At 61.3% G+C, this 17,651-nt stretch carries 16 protein-coding genes; 12 read left to right on the top strand and 4 right to left on the bottom strand.

Features of this window, described 5'->3' with window-relative positions; translation table 11 throughout:
• The first annotated feature begins 147 nt into the window (after positions 1–147).
• From paaA to paaZ, 8 genes are all read left to right on the top strand, one after another.
• Positions 148–1,137: a 1,2-phenylacetyl-CoA epoxidase subunit PaaA gene (gene paaA / locus QLG10_RS13195; RefSeq protein WP_110749287.1), complete on the top strand. Its 990-nt coding sequence runs from the start codon at positions 148–150 to the stop codon at positions 1,135–1,137.
• Positions 1,138–1,289: 152 nt separating this feature from the next.
• On the top strand, positions 1,290–1,571 hold the full coding sequence (gene paaB / locus QLG10_RS13190) for a 1,2-phenylacetyl-CoA epoxidase subunit PaaB (RefSeq protein ID WP_020795551.1): 282 nt from the start codon (positions 1,290–1,292) through the stop codon (positions 1,569–1,571).
• A gap of 8 nt (positions 1,572–1,579) precedes the next feature.
• Positions 1,580–2,341, top strand: coding sequence for a 1,2-phenylacetyl-CoA epoxidase subunit PaaC (gene paaC / locus QLG10_RS13185; RefSeq protein ID WP_282487491.1), 762 nt, complete (start codon positions 1,580–1,582; stop codon positions 2,339–2,341).
• Complete coding sequence (gene paaD, locus QLG10_RS13180) at positions 2,328–2,861, top strand: 1,2-phenylacetyl-CoA epoxidase subunit PaaD (RefSeq protein ID WP_282487490.1); 534 nt, start codon at positions 2,328–2,330, stop codon at positions 2,859–2,861. The genes paaC and paaD overlap by 14 nt, the downstream gene beginning before the upstream one ends.
• A 31-nt stretch (positions 2,862–2,892) precedes the next feature.
• Positions 2,893–3,969, top strand: coding sequence for a 1,2-phenylacetyl-CoA epoxidase subunit PaaE (gene paaE, locus QLG10_RS13175; RefSeq protein ID WP_110749293.1), 1,077 nt, complete (start codon positions 2,893–2,895; stop codon positions 3,967–3,969).
• A gap of 147 nt (positions 3,970–4,116) precedes the next feature.
• Entirely contained in the window at positions 4,117–4,425 is a 309-nt protein-coding gene (locus QLG10_RS13170) for a DUF485 domain-containing protein (RefSeq protein WP_110749295.1), read from the top strand.
• Positions 4,422–6,068, top strand: coding sequence for a cation acetate symporter (locus tag QLG10_RS13165; protein ID WP_282487489.1), 1,647 nt, complete (start codon positions 4,422–4,424; stop codon positions 6,066–6,068). The genes QLG10_RS13170 and QLG10_RS13165 overlap by 4 nt, the downstream gene beginning before the upstream one ends.
• A gap of 35 nt (positions 6,069–6,103) precedes the next feature.
• Positions 6,104–8,158, top strand: a complete 2,055-nt coding sequence (gene paaZ, locus QLG10_RS13160) for a phenylacetic acid degradation bifunctional protein PaaZ (protein ID WP_282487488.1) — start codon at positions 6,104–6,106, stop codon at positions 8,156–8,158.
• Between the two features lie 163 nt (positions 8,159–8,321).
• On the opposite strand, the gene QLG10_RS13155 is transcribed toward paaZ, so the two are convergent.
• The 3 genes from QLG10_RS13155 to QLG10_RS13145 are packed head-to-tail and all read right to left on the bottom strand — an operon-like array spanning position 8,322 to position 11,791.
• Positions 8,322–9,230, bottom strand: coding sequence for a helix-turn-helix transcriptional regulator (locus tag QLG10_RS13155; RefSeq protein WP_110749300.1), 909 nt, complete (start codon positions 9,228–9,230; stop codon positions 8,322–8,324).
• Positions 9,227–10,645: an aminotransferase gene (locus tag QLG10_RS13150; protein ID WP_282487487.1), complete on the bottom strand. Its 1,419-nt coding sequence runs from the start codon at positions 10,643–10,645 to the stop codon at positions 9,227–9,229. Before QLG10_RS13150 ends, QLG10_RS13155 begins: the two co-directional genes overlap by 4 nt.
• 39 nt (positions 10,646–10,684) lie before the next feature.
• Positions 10,685–11,791 (bottom strand): polyamine ABC transporter substrate-binding protein, encoded by a 1,107-nt coding sequence (locus QLG10_RS13145; protein WP_110749304.1) that lies wholly within the window; start codon positions 11,789–11,791, stop codon positions 10,685–10,687.
• Positions 11,792–12,009: 218 nt separating this feature from the next.
• Between QLG10_RS13145 and QLG10_RS13140 the strand changes: the two genes are divergently transcribed.
• From QLG10_RS13140 to QLG10_RS13125, 4 genes are all read left to right on the top strand, one after another.
• On the top strand, positions 12,010–12,792 hold the full coding sequence (locus QLG10_RS13140; RefSeq protein ID WP_110749306.1) for an enoyl-CoA hydratase-related protein: 783 nt from the start codon (positions 12,010–12,012) through the stop codon (positions 12,790–12,792).
• Entirely contained in the window at positions 12,789–13,970 is a 1,182-nt protein-coding gene (locus tag QLG10_RS13135; RefSeq protein ID WP_110749308.1) for an acetyl-CoA C-acyltransferase family protein, read from the top strand. The genes QLG10_RS13140 and QLG10_RS13135 overlap by 4 nt, the downstream gene beginning before the upstream one ends.
• Before the next feature lie 314 nt (positions 13,971–14,284).
• Entirely contained in the window at positions 14,285–15,403 is a 1,119-nt protein-coding gene (locus QLG10_RS13130; protein WP_282487486.1) for an HlyD family secretion protein, read from the top strand.
• Complete coding sequence (locus QLG10_RS13125) at positions 15,400–16,992, top strand: DHA2 family efflux MFS transporter permease subunit (protein ID WP_282487485.1); 1,593 nt, start codon at positions 15,400–15,402, stop codon at positions 16,990–16,992. Before QLG10_RS13130 ends, QLG10_RS13125 begins: the two co-directional genes overlap by 4 nt.
• Before the next feature lie 68 nt (positions 16,993–17,060).
• On the opposite strand, the gene QLG10_RS13120 is transcribed toward QLG10_RS13125, so the two are convergent.
• Positions 17,061–17,480 (bottom strand): hypothetical protein, encoded by a 420-nt coding sequence (locus tag QLG10_RS13120; protein ID WP_110749314.1) that lies wholly within the window; start codon positions 17,478–17,480, stop codon positions 17,061–17,063.
• Between the last annotated feature and the right edge of the window lie 171 nt (positions 17,481–17,651).

Genomic DNA, 17,651 nt, shown 5'->3' with positions numbered 1-17,651 from the left:
CTCGCCACAAAAGCTGCCCCGAAACCACCACTCATCCCAAAGCGATACAAAAACAAATACGACACGTCATTTTCTGTTTGATATTAGTTTCTGTATCGCTTATAAAGTTCTCCATGCCCTCGAACAGATTCACGGCGGGAGACCCCCATGTACGCACAGCTCGTAGAAACAGGCGTAAAGCGCATCAAAGACCTCTCGGAGATGTCCGATGAGGAGCGTGCCTTCCAGGAAAAAATCGATTCAGAAATCAAGATCGAAGCCAAGAACTGGATGCCAGATGCCTACCGGCAAACCCTGATCCGGCAGATTTCCCAGCACGCCCACTCGGAAATCGTCGGCATGCTCCCGGAAGGCAACTGGGTCACCCGTGCGCCAAGCCTCAAACGCAAATTGCAATTGATGGCCAAGATCCAGGACGAAGCCGGTCACGGCCTGTACCTGTACAGCGCCATGGAAACCCTGGGGGCCGACCGAGATGAAGAGATCGCCAAGCTGCACAGCGGCAAGGCCAAGTACTCGAGCATCTTCAATTACCCGACGCTGAACTGGGCCGACATGGGCGCGGTGGGCTGGCTGGTGGATGGCGCGGCGATCGTCAACCAGGTGGTGCTGCAGCGCACCTCCTACGGCCCCTACTCCCGGGCGATGATCCGTATCTGCAAGGAAGAGAGCTTCCACCAGCGCCAGGGCTACGAAATCCTCCTGACCATGATGCGTCACGGCACTCAGGCGCAAAAGGACATGGTCCAGGACGCGATCAACCGCCTGTGGTGGCCGTCGCTGATGATGTTCGGCCCAAGCGACGAACACTCGCCAAACAGCGCGCAATCCATGGCCTGGAAAATCAAGCGCCAGAGCAACGACGAACTGCGCCAGCGCTTCATCGACCAGACCATCCCGCAGCTGGAACTGCTGGGCTGCACCTGCCCCGACCCGGACTTGAAGTGGAACGCCGAACGCGGCCACTACGATTTCGGCGAGATCCAGTGGGACGAATTCTACGAAGTGCTCAAGGGCAACGGCCCGTGCAACACCGAACGCGTCGCTACCCGCCGCAAGGCGATTGAAGACGGCGCGTGGGTTCGTGAAGCCGCCGTCGCCCACGCCCGCAAAAAACAAAACAAGAACGCCGCCTGATTGATCTTCGGCGGCTTCCATGCCGCCAAAAGATCGCAGGCTGCGCCAGCTCCTACAGGAGCCGGTGATCCCATGTAGGAGCTGCCGAAGGCTGCGATCTTTTGATCTTCAGCCCCGTCAGCAAAAAACCGAACAGATGTGGAGTAACTGAAATGTCCGAATGGACCCTCTTCGAAGTCTTCGTGCGCAGCAAGCACGGCCTCAACCACAAGCACGTCGGCAGCGTGCATGCCGCCGACACCACCATGGCGATCGAGAACGCCCGCGAGCTGTACACCCGTCGTAGCGAAGGCGTGAGCCTGTGGGTCGTACCCTCAAAGCTGATCACCGCGTCGTCGCCGGATGAGAAAGACCCGCTTTTCGATCCATCGGACGACAAGGTTTACCGCCATGCCAGCTTCTACGAGCTGCCAGCCGAAGTCGGGCACATGTGAGGTCGACCATGAATAACAAGACCGATCTGATCGAATACCTGCTGCGCCTGGGCGACAGCGCCCTGATCCAGGGCCAGCGCCTGTGCCAGTGGTGCGGCAAGGCCCCGGCGCTGGAAGAAGAGCTGGCACTGATGAACGTCGGCCTCGACTTGGTGGGCCAGGCGCGCAACTGGCTGGACTATGCCGCCGAGTTGCTGGACGACGGCCGCGACGCCGACGACCTGGCGTTCCGCCGCGACGAGCGCGCCTATCGCAACCTGCTGCTGGTGGAACAACCTAACGGCGATTACGCGGTAACCATCCTCAAGCAGTTCCTGTATGACGCCTGGCACCTGCCGGTCCTCCAGGGCCTGAGCCAGTCCAGCGATGACCGCATTGCCGGGATCGCCGCCAAAGCGGTGAAGGAAGTCACCTATCACCTGCGCCGCTCCGGCGAGTGGGTCGAGCGCCTGGGCGACGGCACCGAGGAAAGCCACCAGCGCATGCTCGCGGCGATTCCCGAGGTCTGGCGGTTTACCGTTGAATTGATCGCCGCCGATGACAGCGAACAGCGCCTGTGCGAAGCCGGCATCACCCCGGACATCGCCAGCGTGGCGGCGCAGTGGCAAGCCAAGGTCAACGACATTTTCGCCAGCGCCACCCTGCCCGTGCCGGCAGCACCGAGCTATTTCTACCTGAATGCGCGCAAGGGCCTGCACACCGAGCACCTGGGCATTCTGCTGGCCGAAATGCAGTTCCTGCCACGAGCGTACCCCGATGCAACCTGGTGAATTGATCGCCAGCGACCAGGGCGCCCGGCCGGTACAACCGAGCGACTTAACCGCCGCCTGGGTGATCCTGGCCGAGGTCATGGACCCGGAAGTGCCAGTGGTCAGCGTGGTGGACCTGGGGATCGTCCGCGATCTCGACTGGCAGGCCGGGCATTTGCACGTGGTGGTCACCCCGACCTACTCCGGCTGCCCCGCCACCGAAGTGATTGAGGGTGATATCCGCCAGGCGCTGGAACAGGCCGGCTTCCAGGCACCGAACCTGGAACGCCGGTTGACCCCGGCCTGGACTACCGACTGGATCACCGACAGCGGCCGCGAACGCCTGCGCGCCTACGGCATAGCACCACCTGAAGGCAGCACCAGCAAACGCAGCCTGCTCGGTGAGAGTCCGGTGATCGCCTGCCCGCAATGCGGCAGCGTCCACACCGAAGTGCTCAGCGAGTTTGGCTCCACCGCGTGCAAGGCGCTGTATCGCTGCATCGAGTGCCGGGAACCGTTCGACTATTTCAAGTGCATCTGAGCGGCGTGTGCCGTCCAGCTGGAGAACAACAATGAGCAAATTTCACAGCCTGACCATCAAGGATGTGCGCACCGAGACCCGTGACGCGGTGTCCATCGCCTTCGAGATTCCGCAGCACCTGCAGGACAGCTTTCATTACACCCAGGGCCAGCACCTGGTGATGCGCACCCAGCTGGACGGCGAGGAAGTGCGCCGCTCCTACTCGATCTGCACCGGCGTCAACGACGGTGAACTGCGGGTTGCTATCAAGCGCGTGGCAGGCGGTCGTTTTTCCGCGTTTGCCAACGAACAGCTCAAGGCCGGGCACAGCCTCGACGTCATGCCTCCCGCCGGGCATTTCAGCGTGGAGCTCGATCCTGCGCGCCACGGCAACTACCTGGCCGTCGCCGCCGGCAGCGGTATCACGCCGATCCTGTCGATCATCAAGACCACCCTGGAAACCGAGCCCCACAGCCGCGTCACCCTGCTCTACGGCAACCGCTCCAGCTCCGGTGCACTGTTTCGCGAACAGCTTGAAGACTTGAAGAATCGCTACCTGCAACGCCTGAACCTGATCTTCGTGTTCAGCCGCGAGCAGCAGGATGTCGACCTGTACAACGGCCGGATCAACGCCGAGAAATGCGAGCAGCTGTTCAGCCGCTGGCTCGATGTCAAAGCCCTCGATGCCGCCTTCATCTGCGGCCCGCAGGACATGACCGAGACTGTGCGCGACAGCCTCAAGGCCAAGGGCATGGCGCCTGAGCGCATTCATTTCGAACTGTTCGCCGCCGCTGGCAGCCAGCAGAAACGCCAGGCCCGCGAAGCCGCCCGCCAGGTCGATGCAGCGGTCAGCCAGATCACTGTGATCAGCGATGGCCGTGCCCTGGCCTTCGACCTGCCGCGCAACAGCCAGAGCATCCTCGATGCCGGCAACGCCCAGGGCGCCGAACTGCCCTACTCGTGCAAGGCCGGCGTGTGCTCGACGTGCAAGTGCAAGGTCATCGAAGGCGAAGTGGAAATGGACAGCAACCACGCCCTGGAAGACTACGAAGTGGCCGCCGGCTATGTGCTGTCGTGCCAGGCCTTCCCGATCAGCGACAAGGTGGTGCTGGATTTCGATCAGCTCTGAAGATCACCACAACCCTTGTAGGAGCCGGCTTGCTGGCGATGAGGCCCTTGAGATCACCAGTGAACATCACGCCGCCATCGCCAGCAAGCCGGCTCCTACAGGGGAAAAACCGTGTTCACCCAAAAAAACAAAAAAAGGACGCTACCCATGACACCCCAAGACATAGAACTCATCCACCAGCACCCCGACTTCCTCCAGCTGGTACGCCGCAAGCAGGCGCTGTACTGGTCCCTGTCGCTGATCATGCTGGTGATCTATTTCGGCTTTGTCCTGCTGGTGGCGTTCTCCCCCTCCACACTCGGCCAGTCCCTGAGCGGCGGCGTGACCACCGTGGGCATGCTGGTGGGCGTGGTGATCGTGGTGCTGGCCTTTGCCTTGACCGGTTTCTATGTCTATCGCGCCAACAACGTGATCGATCCGCTGAATGAAAAGCTCAAGCAGGAGTGCGCCCGATGAGCCGTCCTCTCGCGTTGTTCCTGCTGCCGCTGGCACTGATCACCGATCTTGCGGTGGCCGCCGAGGGCGCTTCCCGTCCACTGAACTGGAACGCCATCGGCATGTTCATGCTGTTCGTCCTGTTCACCCTCGGCGTAACGCGCTGGGCCGCGTTGCGCACCCGCTCGGCCAGTGACTTCTACACCGCTGGCGGCGGCATGACCGGCTTCCAGAACGGCCTGGCGATTGCCGGCGACATGATCTCGGCAGCGTCATTCCTCGGCATTTCCGCGATGATGTTCCTCAATGGGTACGACGGCTTGCTCTATGCATTGGGCGTCCTGGCCGGCTGGCCGATCATCCTGTTCCTGATCGCCGAACGCCTGCGCAACCTCGGTAAATACACCTTCGCCGACGTGGTCTCCTATCGCCTGGAACAGACGCCCGTGCGCCTGACTTCGGCCTTCGGCACCCTGACTGTGGCGCTGATGTACCTGGTGGCGCAGATGGTCGGCGCCGGCAAGCTGATCGAATTGCTGTTCGGCATCGACTACCTCTACGCGGTGATGCTGGTCGGCGTGCTGATGGTGTTCTATGTCACCTTCGGCGGCATGCTCGCCACCACCTGGGTGCAGATCATCAAGGCGGTGATGCTGCTGTTCGGTACCAGTTTCATGGCGTTCATGGTACTCAAGCATTTCGGTTTCAGCACCGAAGCGATGTTCGCCGGTGCCACCGCCGTACACGCCAAGGGCAGCGCGATCATGGCCCCCGGCGCCTTGCTGTCCAATCCGGTCGATGCCATTTCCCTGGGGCTGGGCATGATCTTCGGCACCGCCGGCCTGCCGCATATCCTGATGCGTTTCTTCACCGTCAGCGATGCCAGGGAAGCGCGTAAAAGCGTGTTCTACGCCACCGGTTTCATCGGCTACTTCTACTTGCTGCTGATCATCGTCGGCTTCGGCGCGATCGTCATGGTCGGCACCGATCCGGCGTACCGCGATTCCAGCGGCGCGATCATCGGCGGCGGCAACATGGTCGCCGTGCATTTGGCCCAGGCGGTCGGCGGCAACCTGTTCCTCGGTTTCATTTCGGCGGTCGCCTTCGCCACCATCCTCGCGGTGGTTGCCGGGCTGGCGCTGTCCGGCGCCTCGGCGGTGTCCCACGACCTGTATGCCTGCGTGATGCGCAAGGGCCAGGCCAGCGAGCAGCAGGAAATGCGCGTATCGCGAATCGCCACCCTGTGCATCGGTGTGCTGGCGATCATCCTTGGCCTGCTGTTCGAATCGCAAAACATCGCCTTCCTGTCCGGGCTGGTTCTGGCCATCGCGGCCTCGGTGAATTTCCCGGTGCTGTTCCTTTCGATGTACTGGAAAGGCCTGACTACCCGTGGCGCGGTCAGCGGCAGCCTGATGGGGCTGGTGTCGGCAATCGTCTTGCTGGTGTTGAGCCCGGCGGTATGGGTCAACGTGCTGCATCACGACCAGGCACTGTTCCCCTATTCCAACCCGGCACTGTTTTCCATGAGCCTGGCCTTTTTCAGCGCCTGGCTGTTTTCCGTCACCGACCGTTCGCCACGTGCCGCCCTTGAGCGCGGCCGTTACCTGGCGCAGTTCATTCGATCCATGACCGGCATCGGCGCTTCGGGCGCCAGCCAACACTAATTCTTGACTTGATGACCAAACCCGGAGCATTTGCAATGTCCCACGCCCCTACCCTGCAAAGTTTCATCGCCGGCCGCTGGATCGGCCAACAAGGCGCGCAAATCCTGCGCAGTGCCATCGACGGCCATGAAATCGCACGCACCCATGAAGAGCGTCCGGACTTCGCCGAAGCCATCGAACACGGTCGCCGCCAAGGCATCAGTGGCCTGATGGCGCTGGACTTCCAGCAACGCGCCCAGCGTCTCAAGGCCCTGGCCCTGTACCTGGCCGAACGCAAGGAACAGCTCTACGCGATTTCCCACCACAGCGGCGCGACCCGTGCCGATAGCTGGATCGACATCGAAGGCGGCAACAGCACGCTGTTCACCTACGCCAGCCTTGGCTCGCGTGAACTGCCATCGGGCAACGTCGTCCACGAAGGCCCGGCGCTGCAACTGAGCAAGATGGGCACCTTCGCCGGCACCCACATCCTGGTGCCACGCGGCGGTGTCGCGGTGCACATCAACGCCTTCAACTTCCCGATCTGGGGCATGCTGGAAAAATTCGCCCCGAGCTTCCTCGCCGGCATGCCGTGCATCGTCAAGCCAGCCAGCGCCACCAGCTACCTGACCGAAGCCGTGGTGCGCCTGATGGACGAATCCGGGCTGCTCCCGGCGGGCAGCCTGCAATTGATCATCGGTGGTACCGGCGACCTGCTCGACCGCCTGCAAGGCCAGGACGTGGTGACCTTCACCGGTTCCGCCGACACCGCGGCCAAGCTGCGGGTCAACCCGAACCTGATCCGCAACTCGGTGCCGTTCACCGCCGAAGCCGACTCGCTGAACTGCGCGATCCTCGCCCCGGACGTCACCCCGGACGATGAAGAGTTCGAGCTGTTCATCAAGGAAGTCGCCCGTGAAATGACCACCAAGGCCGGGCAGAAATGCACCGCCATCCGTCGCGCCATCGTGCCGGCCAAGCACATCGATGCAGTCGCCACGCGCTTGCGTGATCGCCTGGCCAAAGTGGTGGTCGGCGACCCGTCGGTGGAAGGCGTGCGCATGGGTGCGCTGGCGTCCCACGATCAGCAGAAAGACGTGGCCGAGCGCCTGGAAATGCTGTTGCAGAGCAGCGACCTGCTGTTCGGCGCCCGCGACGGTTTCGAACCGCGCGGCGCGAACGTCGACAAGGGCGCGTTCTTCGCCCCGACCCTGTTGCAGGCCCGCGATCCGCACGCCGAAGGTGGCGCCCACGACATCGAAGCGTTCGGGCCGGTCAGCACCCTGATGGCTTATGACGATCTGGACGAAGCACTGGCCCTGGCCGCACGCGGCAAGGGCAGCCTGGTGGCCAGCCTGGTGACCAAGGACCCGCAAATCGCCGCCAAAGCAATTCCGGTGGCCGCTGCCCTGCACGGTCGTCTGCTGGTACTGGACCGCAACTGCGCCGGTGAATCCACCGGCCACGGCTCGCCCCTGCCGCAACTCAAGCACGGCGGCCCGGGTCGTGCCGGTGGCGGCGAAGAACTCGGTGGCCTGCGCGCGGTGAAACACTACCTGCAACGCGCGGCGGTACAAGGCTCGCCGACCATGCTGGCGGCGGTCACCGGTGAATACGTGCGCGGCGCCAAGGTCATCGAAACCGAAGTGCACCCATTCCGTCGCTACTTCCAGGACCTGCAGATCGGCGAGTCGCTGCTGACCCACCGTCGCACCGTCACCGAGGCGGACCTGGTGAACTTCGGTTGCCTGTCGGGCGACCACTTCTACATGCACTTCGACGACATCGCGGCCAAGGAATCGCAATTCGGCAAGCGTATCGCCCACGGTTACTTCGTGCTGTCGGCGGCGGCCGGGCTCTTTGTATCCCCTGGCGTCGGCCCGGTACTGGCCAACTACGGCCTGGACACCCTGCGTTTCATCAACCCGGTGGGCATCGGCGACACCATCCAGGCGCGCCTGACCTGCAAACGCAAGATCGACCAGGGCAAGAAGAGCCCGCAAGGCGTTCCGCAAGGGGTCGTGGCGTGGGATGTGGAAGTGACCAACCAGCTCGGCGAGCTGGTGGCCAGTTATGACATTCTGACCCTCGTGGTAAAACGCGAGGATTGATCAGGCCTCTTGGTTGACCACAGCTCTTGTGGTCAACCTGGATGAAATGTGGGAGCGGGCTTGCTCGCGAAAGCGGAGCACCAGTCAATGAAAATGTCGACTGACACACCGCTTTCGCGAGCAAGCCCGCTCCCACAGTTGGTTCTGTGTTCGGCTGAAATACTCAATGCCCGCGCAACCACTCGATAAACAACGCAAACAACTCCGACTGCGAGCCCACCCCCAGCTTCAGATACAGGTTCTTGCGGTGCATGCGCACGGTTTCCGGTGAGATGTTCATCTGGCTGGCAGTGGATTTCACCGAGTGCCCCCGCAGCACCATGTGCGCCACTTCGCGCTCGCGTTCGGTGAGCAGGTCGCAACCGAATTGCTCGAACGCCGCTTGCACCCGGTGCTTGAGATCATCGCTCAGGCCTTGATCGTCATCGCCCTGGTTCTCGCTCCTGCGCAGCAGGCCACGCCGGCTGAATTCGCTGATGAATTCTCGCACCAGTGGTTCGACGGCGCGCAGCAGGTTCAGTTGATCGACCCGCAGGCATTCACCGCCGAAACCTTGATAGAGGCTGACGGAGATCTTGGTGTCATTGCCGGTATCGACGATGTAATAGCTGTCTTCCGAACAACCTGCATTCAGGTAGTAAGCCTTGTAATAGTCACTGTCGAAGAAGTTGTCCGGGGCAATTTCTTCCAGGTGATAGAAGCCTTGCGCCAAACCCTGCTCCACCGCCAGGCAGAAGGGATCGAGCAAGTACCCACCGGCAAAATAGCGCTCAAGAATCGAGACCTGATACTCCTGGGCAATCCCGCGCTGATACAGCAGCTGGGGCGCGCGGTCCTTGCGCTCCAGGCTGATCATCATCGACTCGATGGACACCAGCTGCGCCAACGCCGTCGCCAGGTATTGCAAGGCATCAGGCTCATCGATATGGGCGAATGCCTCGCGCATTCCCCCATGCCATTTATGCAGTGCCCCGAAGGGCATTGCGATCAGCGTTTCGTCGTTTGGTTGGCTCATGACCCGCAGTCTAGCGGGTGAACAGGGTCTTGGTAACAGCCTGACCGATGAAGTCATTGGCCGGCGTACTGGCCGCTTGCTTCAAGCTCGGCCGCCACTTCCAGGATGCACTCGCGCAGGATGTCGACGATCTCATCGACCTGTGCATAAGTCAGGATCAGCGGCGGCGACATCACGTTAAGGTGCATGATCGGCCGCACCAATAGCCCCCTCGCTTGTGCCCGCACATGGATTTTCTCACCAATGTTGATCGCGTCGGCGAACAACGCCTTGGTGCGTTTGTCGGCGACGAACTCCACGCACGCCATCAATTTCAGGCAACGCACATCACCCACCAGGGGCAGATCGCGCAACGTGGCCAGGCGCTGCTCCAGGTAGCCGCCAACATCCTCGACGTGGGCCAGCAGGTTTTCCCGCTCGATGATTTCGATGTTCTTCAACGCCGCCGTGCAGCACACCGGATGGCCACTGTAGGTGAAGCCATGGGTGAAGCAGCGGCCCTGGCCCGGCTCGGCAATGACCTTCCAGATGCGGTCGGAAAAGATGCACGCGCCCAGTGGCAGGTAAGCCGAAGTCAGGCCCTTGGCGGTGGTGATGATGTCGGGCTGGACGTCGAACACATCCTTGGAGGCAAAGAACTTGCCCAGGCGGCCGAAGGAAGTGACCACTTCGTCGGCGACGAACAGGATGTCGTAGCGCTGGCAGACTTCCCACATGCGCTTGAGGTAACCCTTGGGTGGAATGATCACCCCGCCTGAGCCCATCACCGGCTCGGCAAAGAAACCGGCGACCTTGTCTGCGCCGATCGACAGGATCTTGTCCTCAAACTCCTCGACCAGGAACTCGAGGAACTGCGCCTCGTCCATGCCCTCCGGCGCGCGGTAGGGATTGGGGTTGGACACGTGGTGAATCAGCGGGTTGGCGTAATCGAATTCCGGCACCCGGTCGGCCGCTTTATTGCCAATCGACATGGTCAGGGTGGTGGAGCCGTGGTACGCGTTGAAACGGGCGATGACATGTTTCTTTTCCGGCAGGCCGCGGCAATTCTGGTAGTACTGGATCAGCCGGTACGCGGTGTCCACGGCGGTTGAGCCGCCGGTGGTGAGGAACACGTGGTCGAGGTCACCGGGCGCCAGGCTGGCGAGTTTTTCGCACAACTCGATGGCCACGTTGTTGGACATGTCGGAAAACGGGTTGGAATAGGCCAGCTGTCGCACCTGATCGGCAATGGCCTGGGCCATTTCCTCACGTCCCAGGCCAATATTGGTGCACCACATGCCGCCCACGGCATCGAGAAAACGGTTGCCCTGGGTGTCGTAGATATAGGCGCCATCACCGGCGACGATGTTCAAGGAGCCTTGTTCGGCATGTTCGTCGAACATGTGATAACCGTGCATATGGTGGGCCTTGTCGGCCTTGACCAGCCGGGACTCGTCCGCTGGGGAAAAAACGCTGCGTGTTGGCGTCGCCATAAATAAACCTCTAACCGGATTGACTAACGAACGAACGAATCAGATGCCGCTTTTCACCGTGCTCCAGACACGGGTCATGGCGCGCATGTCCTTGGCGTCCTGGGTCTTCTGCGGGAACAGGCGCTCGCGGGTGGCGTCATCGGGGTAAATCGCCGGGTTATTGCGCACGTCGGCATTCAACAAAGGCGTGGCCGCCGCGTTGCTGTTGGCGTAATGGATGTAGTCGGTGACGTCCGCCATCACCTGCGGTTGCATCAGGTATTCAAGGAATTTGTGCGCATTGGCGACATGGGGTGCGTCCGCCGGGATGTACATGTTGTCGAACCAGATCAACGAGCCTTCCTTGGGGATGAAGTAGGACAGGTTGATGTTCAACTTGGCTTCTTCAGCGCGGGCCATGGCCGTCGCGTAGTCGCCGGACCAGGTCATGGCCATGCACACATCGCCGTTGGGCAGGCTGGTCAGGTAATTGACCGAGTCGAACTTGCGGATGTACGGCCGCACGGACAACAGCAGTTCCTGCGCCGCCTTCAGGTCATCCGGCTTGGCGCTGCGCGGATCGCGGCCCAGGTACTTGAGCGCCAGGGGAATCACTTCGGTGGGCGCATCGACCAGGGTCACACCGCAGTCGGCGAAGCGCGCGACGATCTTCGGATCGAAAATCATCGCCAGCGAGCCGATCGGCGCATCCGGCATGCGCTCCTTGATCTTGTCGACGTTGTAGGTGATGCCGTTGCTGCCCCAGGTATAAGGTGCCGAGTAGGTTGGGCCCGGATCGAATCCTTGCAGGTCGTGCAAGACTTTCGGGTCCAGGTTGCTCCAGCCCGGCAGTAGATTCTTGTCCAGTGGCTGGAACACCTTGGCCTGGATCAGTGGCGGCGCGAGGGATGCGTTCAGCACGATCAGGTCGTAACCGGAGTGGCCGGTGAGCAACTTGGCCTGCACCGTTTCATAGGCATCGAAAGTGTCGTAGATCACCTTGATACCGGTGGCCTTTTCAAAATCGGCCAGGGTTTTCTCACCGATGTAGTCCGCCCAGTTGTATAGCCGCAGCGTATTGGCGCCGTCCGGCTCCCCAGCGTGGGCACTCAGGGTCAGCGGTACAACAAACAGACTGGAAATCACCTTAAGCAGTGTCTTGCCCATAGCAAATGCACCTTATCCAGCGAGTTCGGCTCTGGATGAGCGGATGAACCTACTATTGGTGGATTCGCCAGGCGGCACCATACCCCGAATGGGTGTGTGGGCGGTTTTGCCGACGCCATATGGCAAAAAGCATCAGCTCGGTTGACCCGTTTTGTCATAGCTGCGGGGTTCGCCTGCCGCTTAAAGTGACCGTCGAACCGACTCTGCAAGAGCCCGCAATGACCGACCTGATCAAACAAGACTATCGCGATGGCGTGCTGACACTGACCATCGATCGTCCCGACAAGCTCAACGCCCTGACCAACGCCATGTACACGCGCTTGGCCGACCTGCTGTTTGCAGCTGACGAGAACGACGAAATCGGGGTGGTCATCGTGACCGGTGGCCCGAACTGTTTCACCAGTGGCAACGACCTGGTGGATTTCCTGCAAGAGCCGCCAACGCACCTGGACAGCCCGGCATTTCGCCTGATGCGCGCCGTGACCCACCTGCAAAAGCCATTGATCGCGGCGGTGTGCGGAGCCGCCATCGGCATCGGCACCACCCTGCTGCTGCATTGCGACCAGGTGCTGGTGACCCGTAATGCCAAGCTGCGCACGCCGTTCGTCAATCTGGGCCTGTGCCCCGAGTTCGGCGCCAGCCTGCTCCTACCACGCCGACTGGGCCAGGCCCGCGCGGCACGTCTGCTGTTGTTGGGCGACAGCCTTGATGGCAGCGAAGCGGTGGCCTGGGGCCTGGCCAACGAAGCCTTCGATGACGGCGAGCAGTGCCTGGCCGCGGCGGCAAAAATTGCCCAGCGCTTCCTGGCGATGCCCCAGCAAGCCTTGCGCCAATCCCGGCAACTGATGACCCAGGCCGGCATGGCCGAACTGCAAGCCACCCTGCGCGAAGAAAACCTGCTGTTCATCCAGCGCCTCAACACCGTTGAGGCAAAAACGGCCTTGAACGCCCTGCTCAATCGCAGTACAGATAAGAATCCAGCAAAAGGAACACAGCCATGAACACCCCGGAAATTTACGTCGTCAGCGCCGCCCGTACCGCCATTGGCACCTTCGGCGGTTCACTCAAGGACGTGCCACCGGCCGATCTCGCGACCACCGCCGTGAAAGCCGCCCTGCAAAAGGCCGCCGTTGACCCGGCGCTGGTCGGTCATCTGGTGATGGGCCATGTGATCCCGACCGAAACCCGTGACGCCTACATCTCCCGCGTTGCCGCCATGAACGCCGGCATCCCGAAGGAAACCCCGGCCTACAACGTCAACCGCCTGTGCGGTTCGGGTTTGCAAGCGATCATCAGCGCCGCGCAGACCCTGCTGCTGGGCGACGCCGACATCGCCATCGGCGCCGGTGCCGAGTCCATGAGCCGTGGCCCGTACCTGCTGCCATCCGCCCGTTGGGGCGCGCGCATGGGCAACGTCCAGGCCGTCGACTACATGCTCGGCATCCTGCATGACCCGTTCCAGAACATCCACATGGGCATCACCGCGGAGAACGTTGCCGCACGCAACGGCATCACCCGCGAAATGCAGGATGCCCTGGCCCTGGAAGACCAGAAACGCGCAGCCCACGCGATTGCCAACGGCTACTTCGTTGATCAGATCGCGACCGTGGAAATCCCGGATCGCAAGGGCACCAAGCTGTTCAACGTCGACGAGCATCCACGCGCCACGTCCCTGGAACAACTGGCTGCAATGAAGCCGGCGTTCAAGAAGGACGGCTCGGTCACCGCCGGCAACGCCTCCGGTCTCAACGACGGTGCTGCCGCACTGGTCATGGCCACCGGCGCTGCGGTCCAGGTCAACAACCTGCGCCCACTGGCCCGCCTGGTCAGCTACGCCCACGCCGGCCTCGAACCGGAACTGATGGGCCTGGGCCCGATCCCGGCCACGCGCCTGGCGCTCAAGCGCGCCGGCCTGACCGTCGCCGACATGGACGTGATCGAAGCCAACATTGCGTTCGCCGCACAGGCCTGTGCCGTCAGCCAGGAGCTGGACCTGGACCCGGCCAAGGTCAACCCGAACGGCTCGGGCATCGCCCTGGGTCACCCGGTGGGCGCGACCGGCGCGATCATCGCCACCAAGGCCATCCACGAACTGCAACGCATCAACGGCCGTTACGCACTGGTGACCATGTGTATCGGCGGTGGCCAGGGCATCGCGGCGATTTTCGAACGCGCCTGACCCCTCCCCTGCAGGACCTGTTGGATCTGAAGGACCTGTAGGAGCTGTCGAGTGAAACGAGGCTGCGATCTTTTGACCTGAACAATCAAGGTCAAAAGATCGCAGCCTGCGGCAGCTCCTACAGGGTTGTGTCTTTCCAAGCACCGATAGTTCAAGAATGCGCATGCATCTTGCAAACGTCCCCTATCCGCCACTGTTTCATTCATTTTCTCCTCGATAACTACCTGACAGCCGGCAGCAAAAATCATTTGCGACAAAATATGACATGCGTCATATTACGTTCGTAATTTAACGGCTTCCACAGGTAATCCTCCATGACCAGCATGCCCACCGTAGAGCCCGACCTTGCTGTCCCGGTGAACACTCGCAAGCCTCTGCTCAAACGCCTGCTGCTGCCGACACTGGGCATCGCCGCGTTGGTACTTGCTGGTATGTACGCCGCACACTGGTGGACCGCCGGCCGGTTCATCGAGGAAACCGACGACGCCTATATCGGTGCTGACGTGACGGTGATCGGGCCGAAGGTGGCGGGTTATATCGATCAAGTGCTGGTCACCGACAACCAGCAGGTCAAGGCCGGCGATGTGCTTGTCCGCCTCGATTCGCGCGACTATCGCGCCAACCTGGCCAAGGCCGAGGGTGCGGTGGCCGCTGAAGAAGCCCTGCTCGCCAACCTCGACGCCACCGAACAGCTGCAACAGGCCGTGATCGGCCAGGCCCGTGCCGGTATCGATGCCGCCGGTGCCGAAACCGCCCGTTCGCGCGATGACGATGCACGCTACAAAAAACTGGTCAGTACCAACGCCGTCTCGGTGGAAAGCGCGCAACGGGCCAACGCTACGTTCAAGACCGCCCAGGCCCAAAGCAACCGCGCCCAGGCTGAGTTGCTGGCGGCGCAACGGCAGTTGAACGTGATCGCCACGCAAAAACAACAAGCCCGCGCGGCCTTGATTCAGGCCCGCGCCGAGCGCGACCTGGCGCAGCTGAACGTCGGCTACACCGAACTTCGCGCACCGGTGGATGGGGTGATCGGTAATCGACGGGCACGGGTTGGCGCTTATGCCCAGGCCGGTTCGCAGTTGCTGTCGGTGGTACCGACCAGCGGCCTGTGGGTCGATGCCAATTTCAAGGAAGATCAACTGGCGCGCATGGTGCCGGGGCAGCGAGTAATCATTCACGCCGACGTGCTTTCGGGCCAGGAATTCCATGGTCATCTGGACAGCCTGGCACCGGCCAGCGGTTCGCAATTCAGCGTGCTGCCACCGGAAAATGCCACCGGCAACTTCACCAAGATCGTCCAGCGGGTACCGGTGCGCATCCATCTCGACCCGGCCGACAGCGTGCTCGGCCACCTGCGCCCCGGCCTGTCGGTCACCGCCGAAGTGGACACCCGCAAGGAGCCTGAAACGCCAGCCGTGGCCAGCGCGCCATGAGCCGCGCCCTCGCCGCCCCGGCACTACCGTTCGATGCCGCGAGCATGGCCACGGCGACCAAGGTTTTCGCCTTCGCCAGCATGTGCATCGGTATGTTCATTGCGTTGCTGGATATCCAGATCGTCTCGGCGTCGTTGCGTGACATCGGCGGAGGGCTTTCCGCCGGCACCGATGAAACCGCCTGGGTACAGACCAGTTACCTGATCGCCGAAATCATCGTGATCCCCCTCTCCGGCTGGCTGTCCCGGGTGTTCTCCACGCGCTGGTTGTTCTGCGCCTCAGCGGTGGGTTTTACCGTGACCAGCCTGTTATGCGGCGTGGCCTGGAACATCCAGAGCATGATCGCCTTCCGCGCCTTGCAAGGGTTTCTCGGCGGCTCGATGATTCCGATGGTGTTTACCACGGCGTTCGTTTTCTTCACCGGCAAGCAGCGGGTGATTGCCGCCGCAACCATTGGCGCGGTGGCGTCCCTGGCGCCGACCCTGGGGCCGGTGATCGGTGGCTGGATCACCGATGTATCGTCCTGGCACTGGCTGTTCTACATCAACCTGGTGCCGGGGATTTTCGTCGCCATAGCGGTGCCGATGCTGGTGAAGATCGACCAGCCTGAACTATCACTGCTCAAAGGCGCCGACTATTTAAGCATGGTGTTCCTGGCGCTGTTCCTCGGCTGCCTGGAATACACCCTCGAGGAAGGTCCGCGCTGGAACTGGTTCAGCGACCGCACGATCCTGACCACGGCGTGGATCAGCGGTCTGGCCGGCCTGGCATTCATTGGGCGCACCTTGCACGTGGCCAACCCGATCGTCGACCTGCGGGCCTTGAAAGACCGCAACTTCGCCCTCGGTTGTTTCTTCTCCTTCGTCACCGGCATCGGCCTGTTCGCGACCATTTACCTGACACCGCTGTTCCTTGGCCGCGTCCGTGGCTATGGCGCGCTGGACATTGGCCTCGCGGTTTTCTCCACCGGCGTGTTCCAGATCATGGCGATTCCGCTGTACGCCTTTCTGGCTAACCGCGTCGACCTGCGCTGGATCATGATGACCGGCCTTGGCTTGTTCGCCTTGTCGATGTGGGATTTCAGCCCGATCACCCATGACTGGGGAGCCAAGGAATTGATGCTGCCGCAAGCGTTGCGCGGGATTGCCCAGCAATTGGCGGTGCCGCCTGCGGTGACATTGACCCTCGGCGGCCTGGCGCCAGCGCGGCTGAAACATGCGTCGGGGCTGTTCAACCTGATGCGAAACCTGGGCGGCGCCATCGGCATCGCCGCCTGCGCGACCATCCTCAATGACCGCACCAACCTGCATTTCACACGGCTGGCGGAGAACCTCAACAGTACCAACGAAGCGCTCAATCAGTGGCTGTCCCAGGTCGGCCACAACTTCGCCACCCTCGGCCAGAGCGGCGACGTGGGCGTCACCGCCAGCCTGCGCCAGCTCTGGCTGCTGACTTACCGCGAGGCGCAAACACAAACCTACGGCGACGCCTTCCTGATGATCATGGTGTGCTTCATCGTCGCCACGGCGATGGTGCCCTTGATGCGCAAGGTGCAACCTCCGGCAGCGCCGAGTGCGGATGCGCATTGATGGACTACGATAGCAGCGTATTTATCACATCAATGAAAATCGCAGTAAATCAAATGAAAGCGTTCAGATCAGGAGGGAATGATTATTTGATTGAACCCCAAGATACCAAGCTCAATGTTCACTGTGAACTCTGATTGATCAGGCGCACGCACTACATAATCAAGGGTGGCGGAGAATTCCTGTTTGGCGCGATTAAAAATCAAATCAATGAACCCACTGACCCCACGCCAATTTTCAACTGCCTCGCCACCATAACGGTGAATACCGAATGCCCTTGCATAGCCGTCATGTTTACCGGTTTGAATATTAGCGGGTAGTTCAAAAATTACGACCTGACCGGAAACTGGCGTATTTCCTGTATGAGCCTCAAATCGCAAAAGTCCTGAATGATCGATCATCATTATTTTATTGGGTACCAAGGGGCCCAACGGACCAAGCTCTCCGTTGCACCAGCCACTTGCATTAATAATCTTGTCTGTTTCAATCATGGTATTTCCCTATTATTCATCTGTCTCACCGGTATTCGGAGAGTGAGAAAAAGCATAGCGCCTTGCATCACTCCTAACACCTGTTACATCTGACAGGTTTAACCTGAAATAGACAAACGCACGACTGACAATGAACAATTCACTCATTGCCGAACTGCATTTTCATGGTCT

Origin of the sequence: Pseudomonas sp. V98_8, assembly GCF_029967975.1 — a bacterium.
GTDB classification, from domain to species: domain Bacteria; phylum Pseudomonadota; class Gammaproteobacteria; order Pseudomonadales; family Pseudomonadaceae; genus Aquipseudomonas; species Aquipseudomonas umsongensis.
Note: the sequence above shows the minus strand (reverse complement) of the source record. Positions and strands in the feature narration are given on the sequence as shown.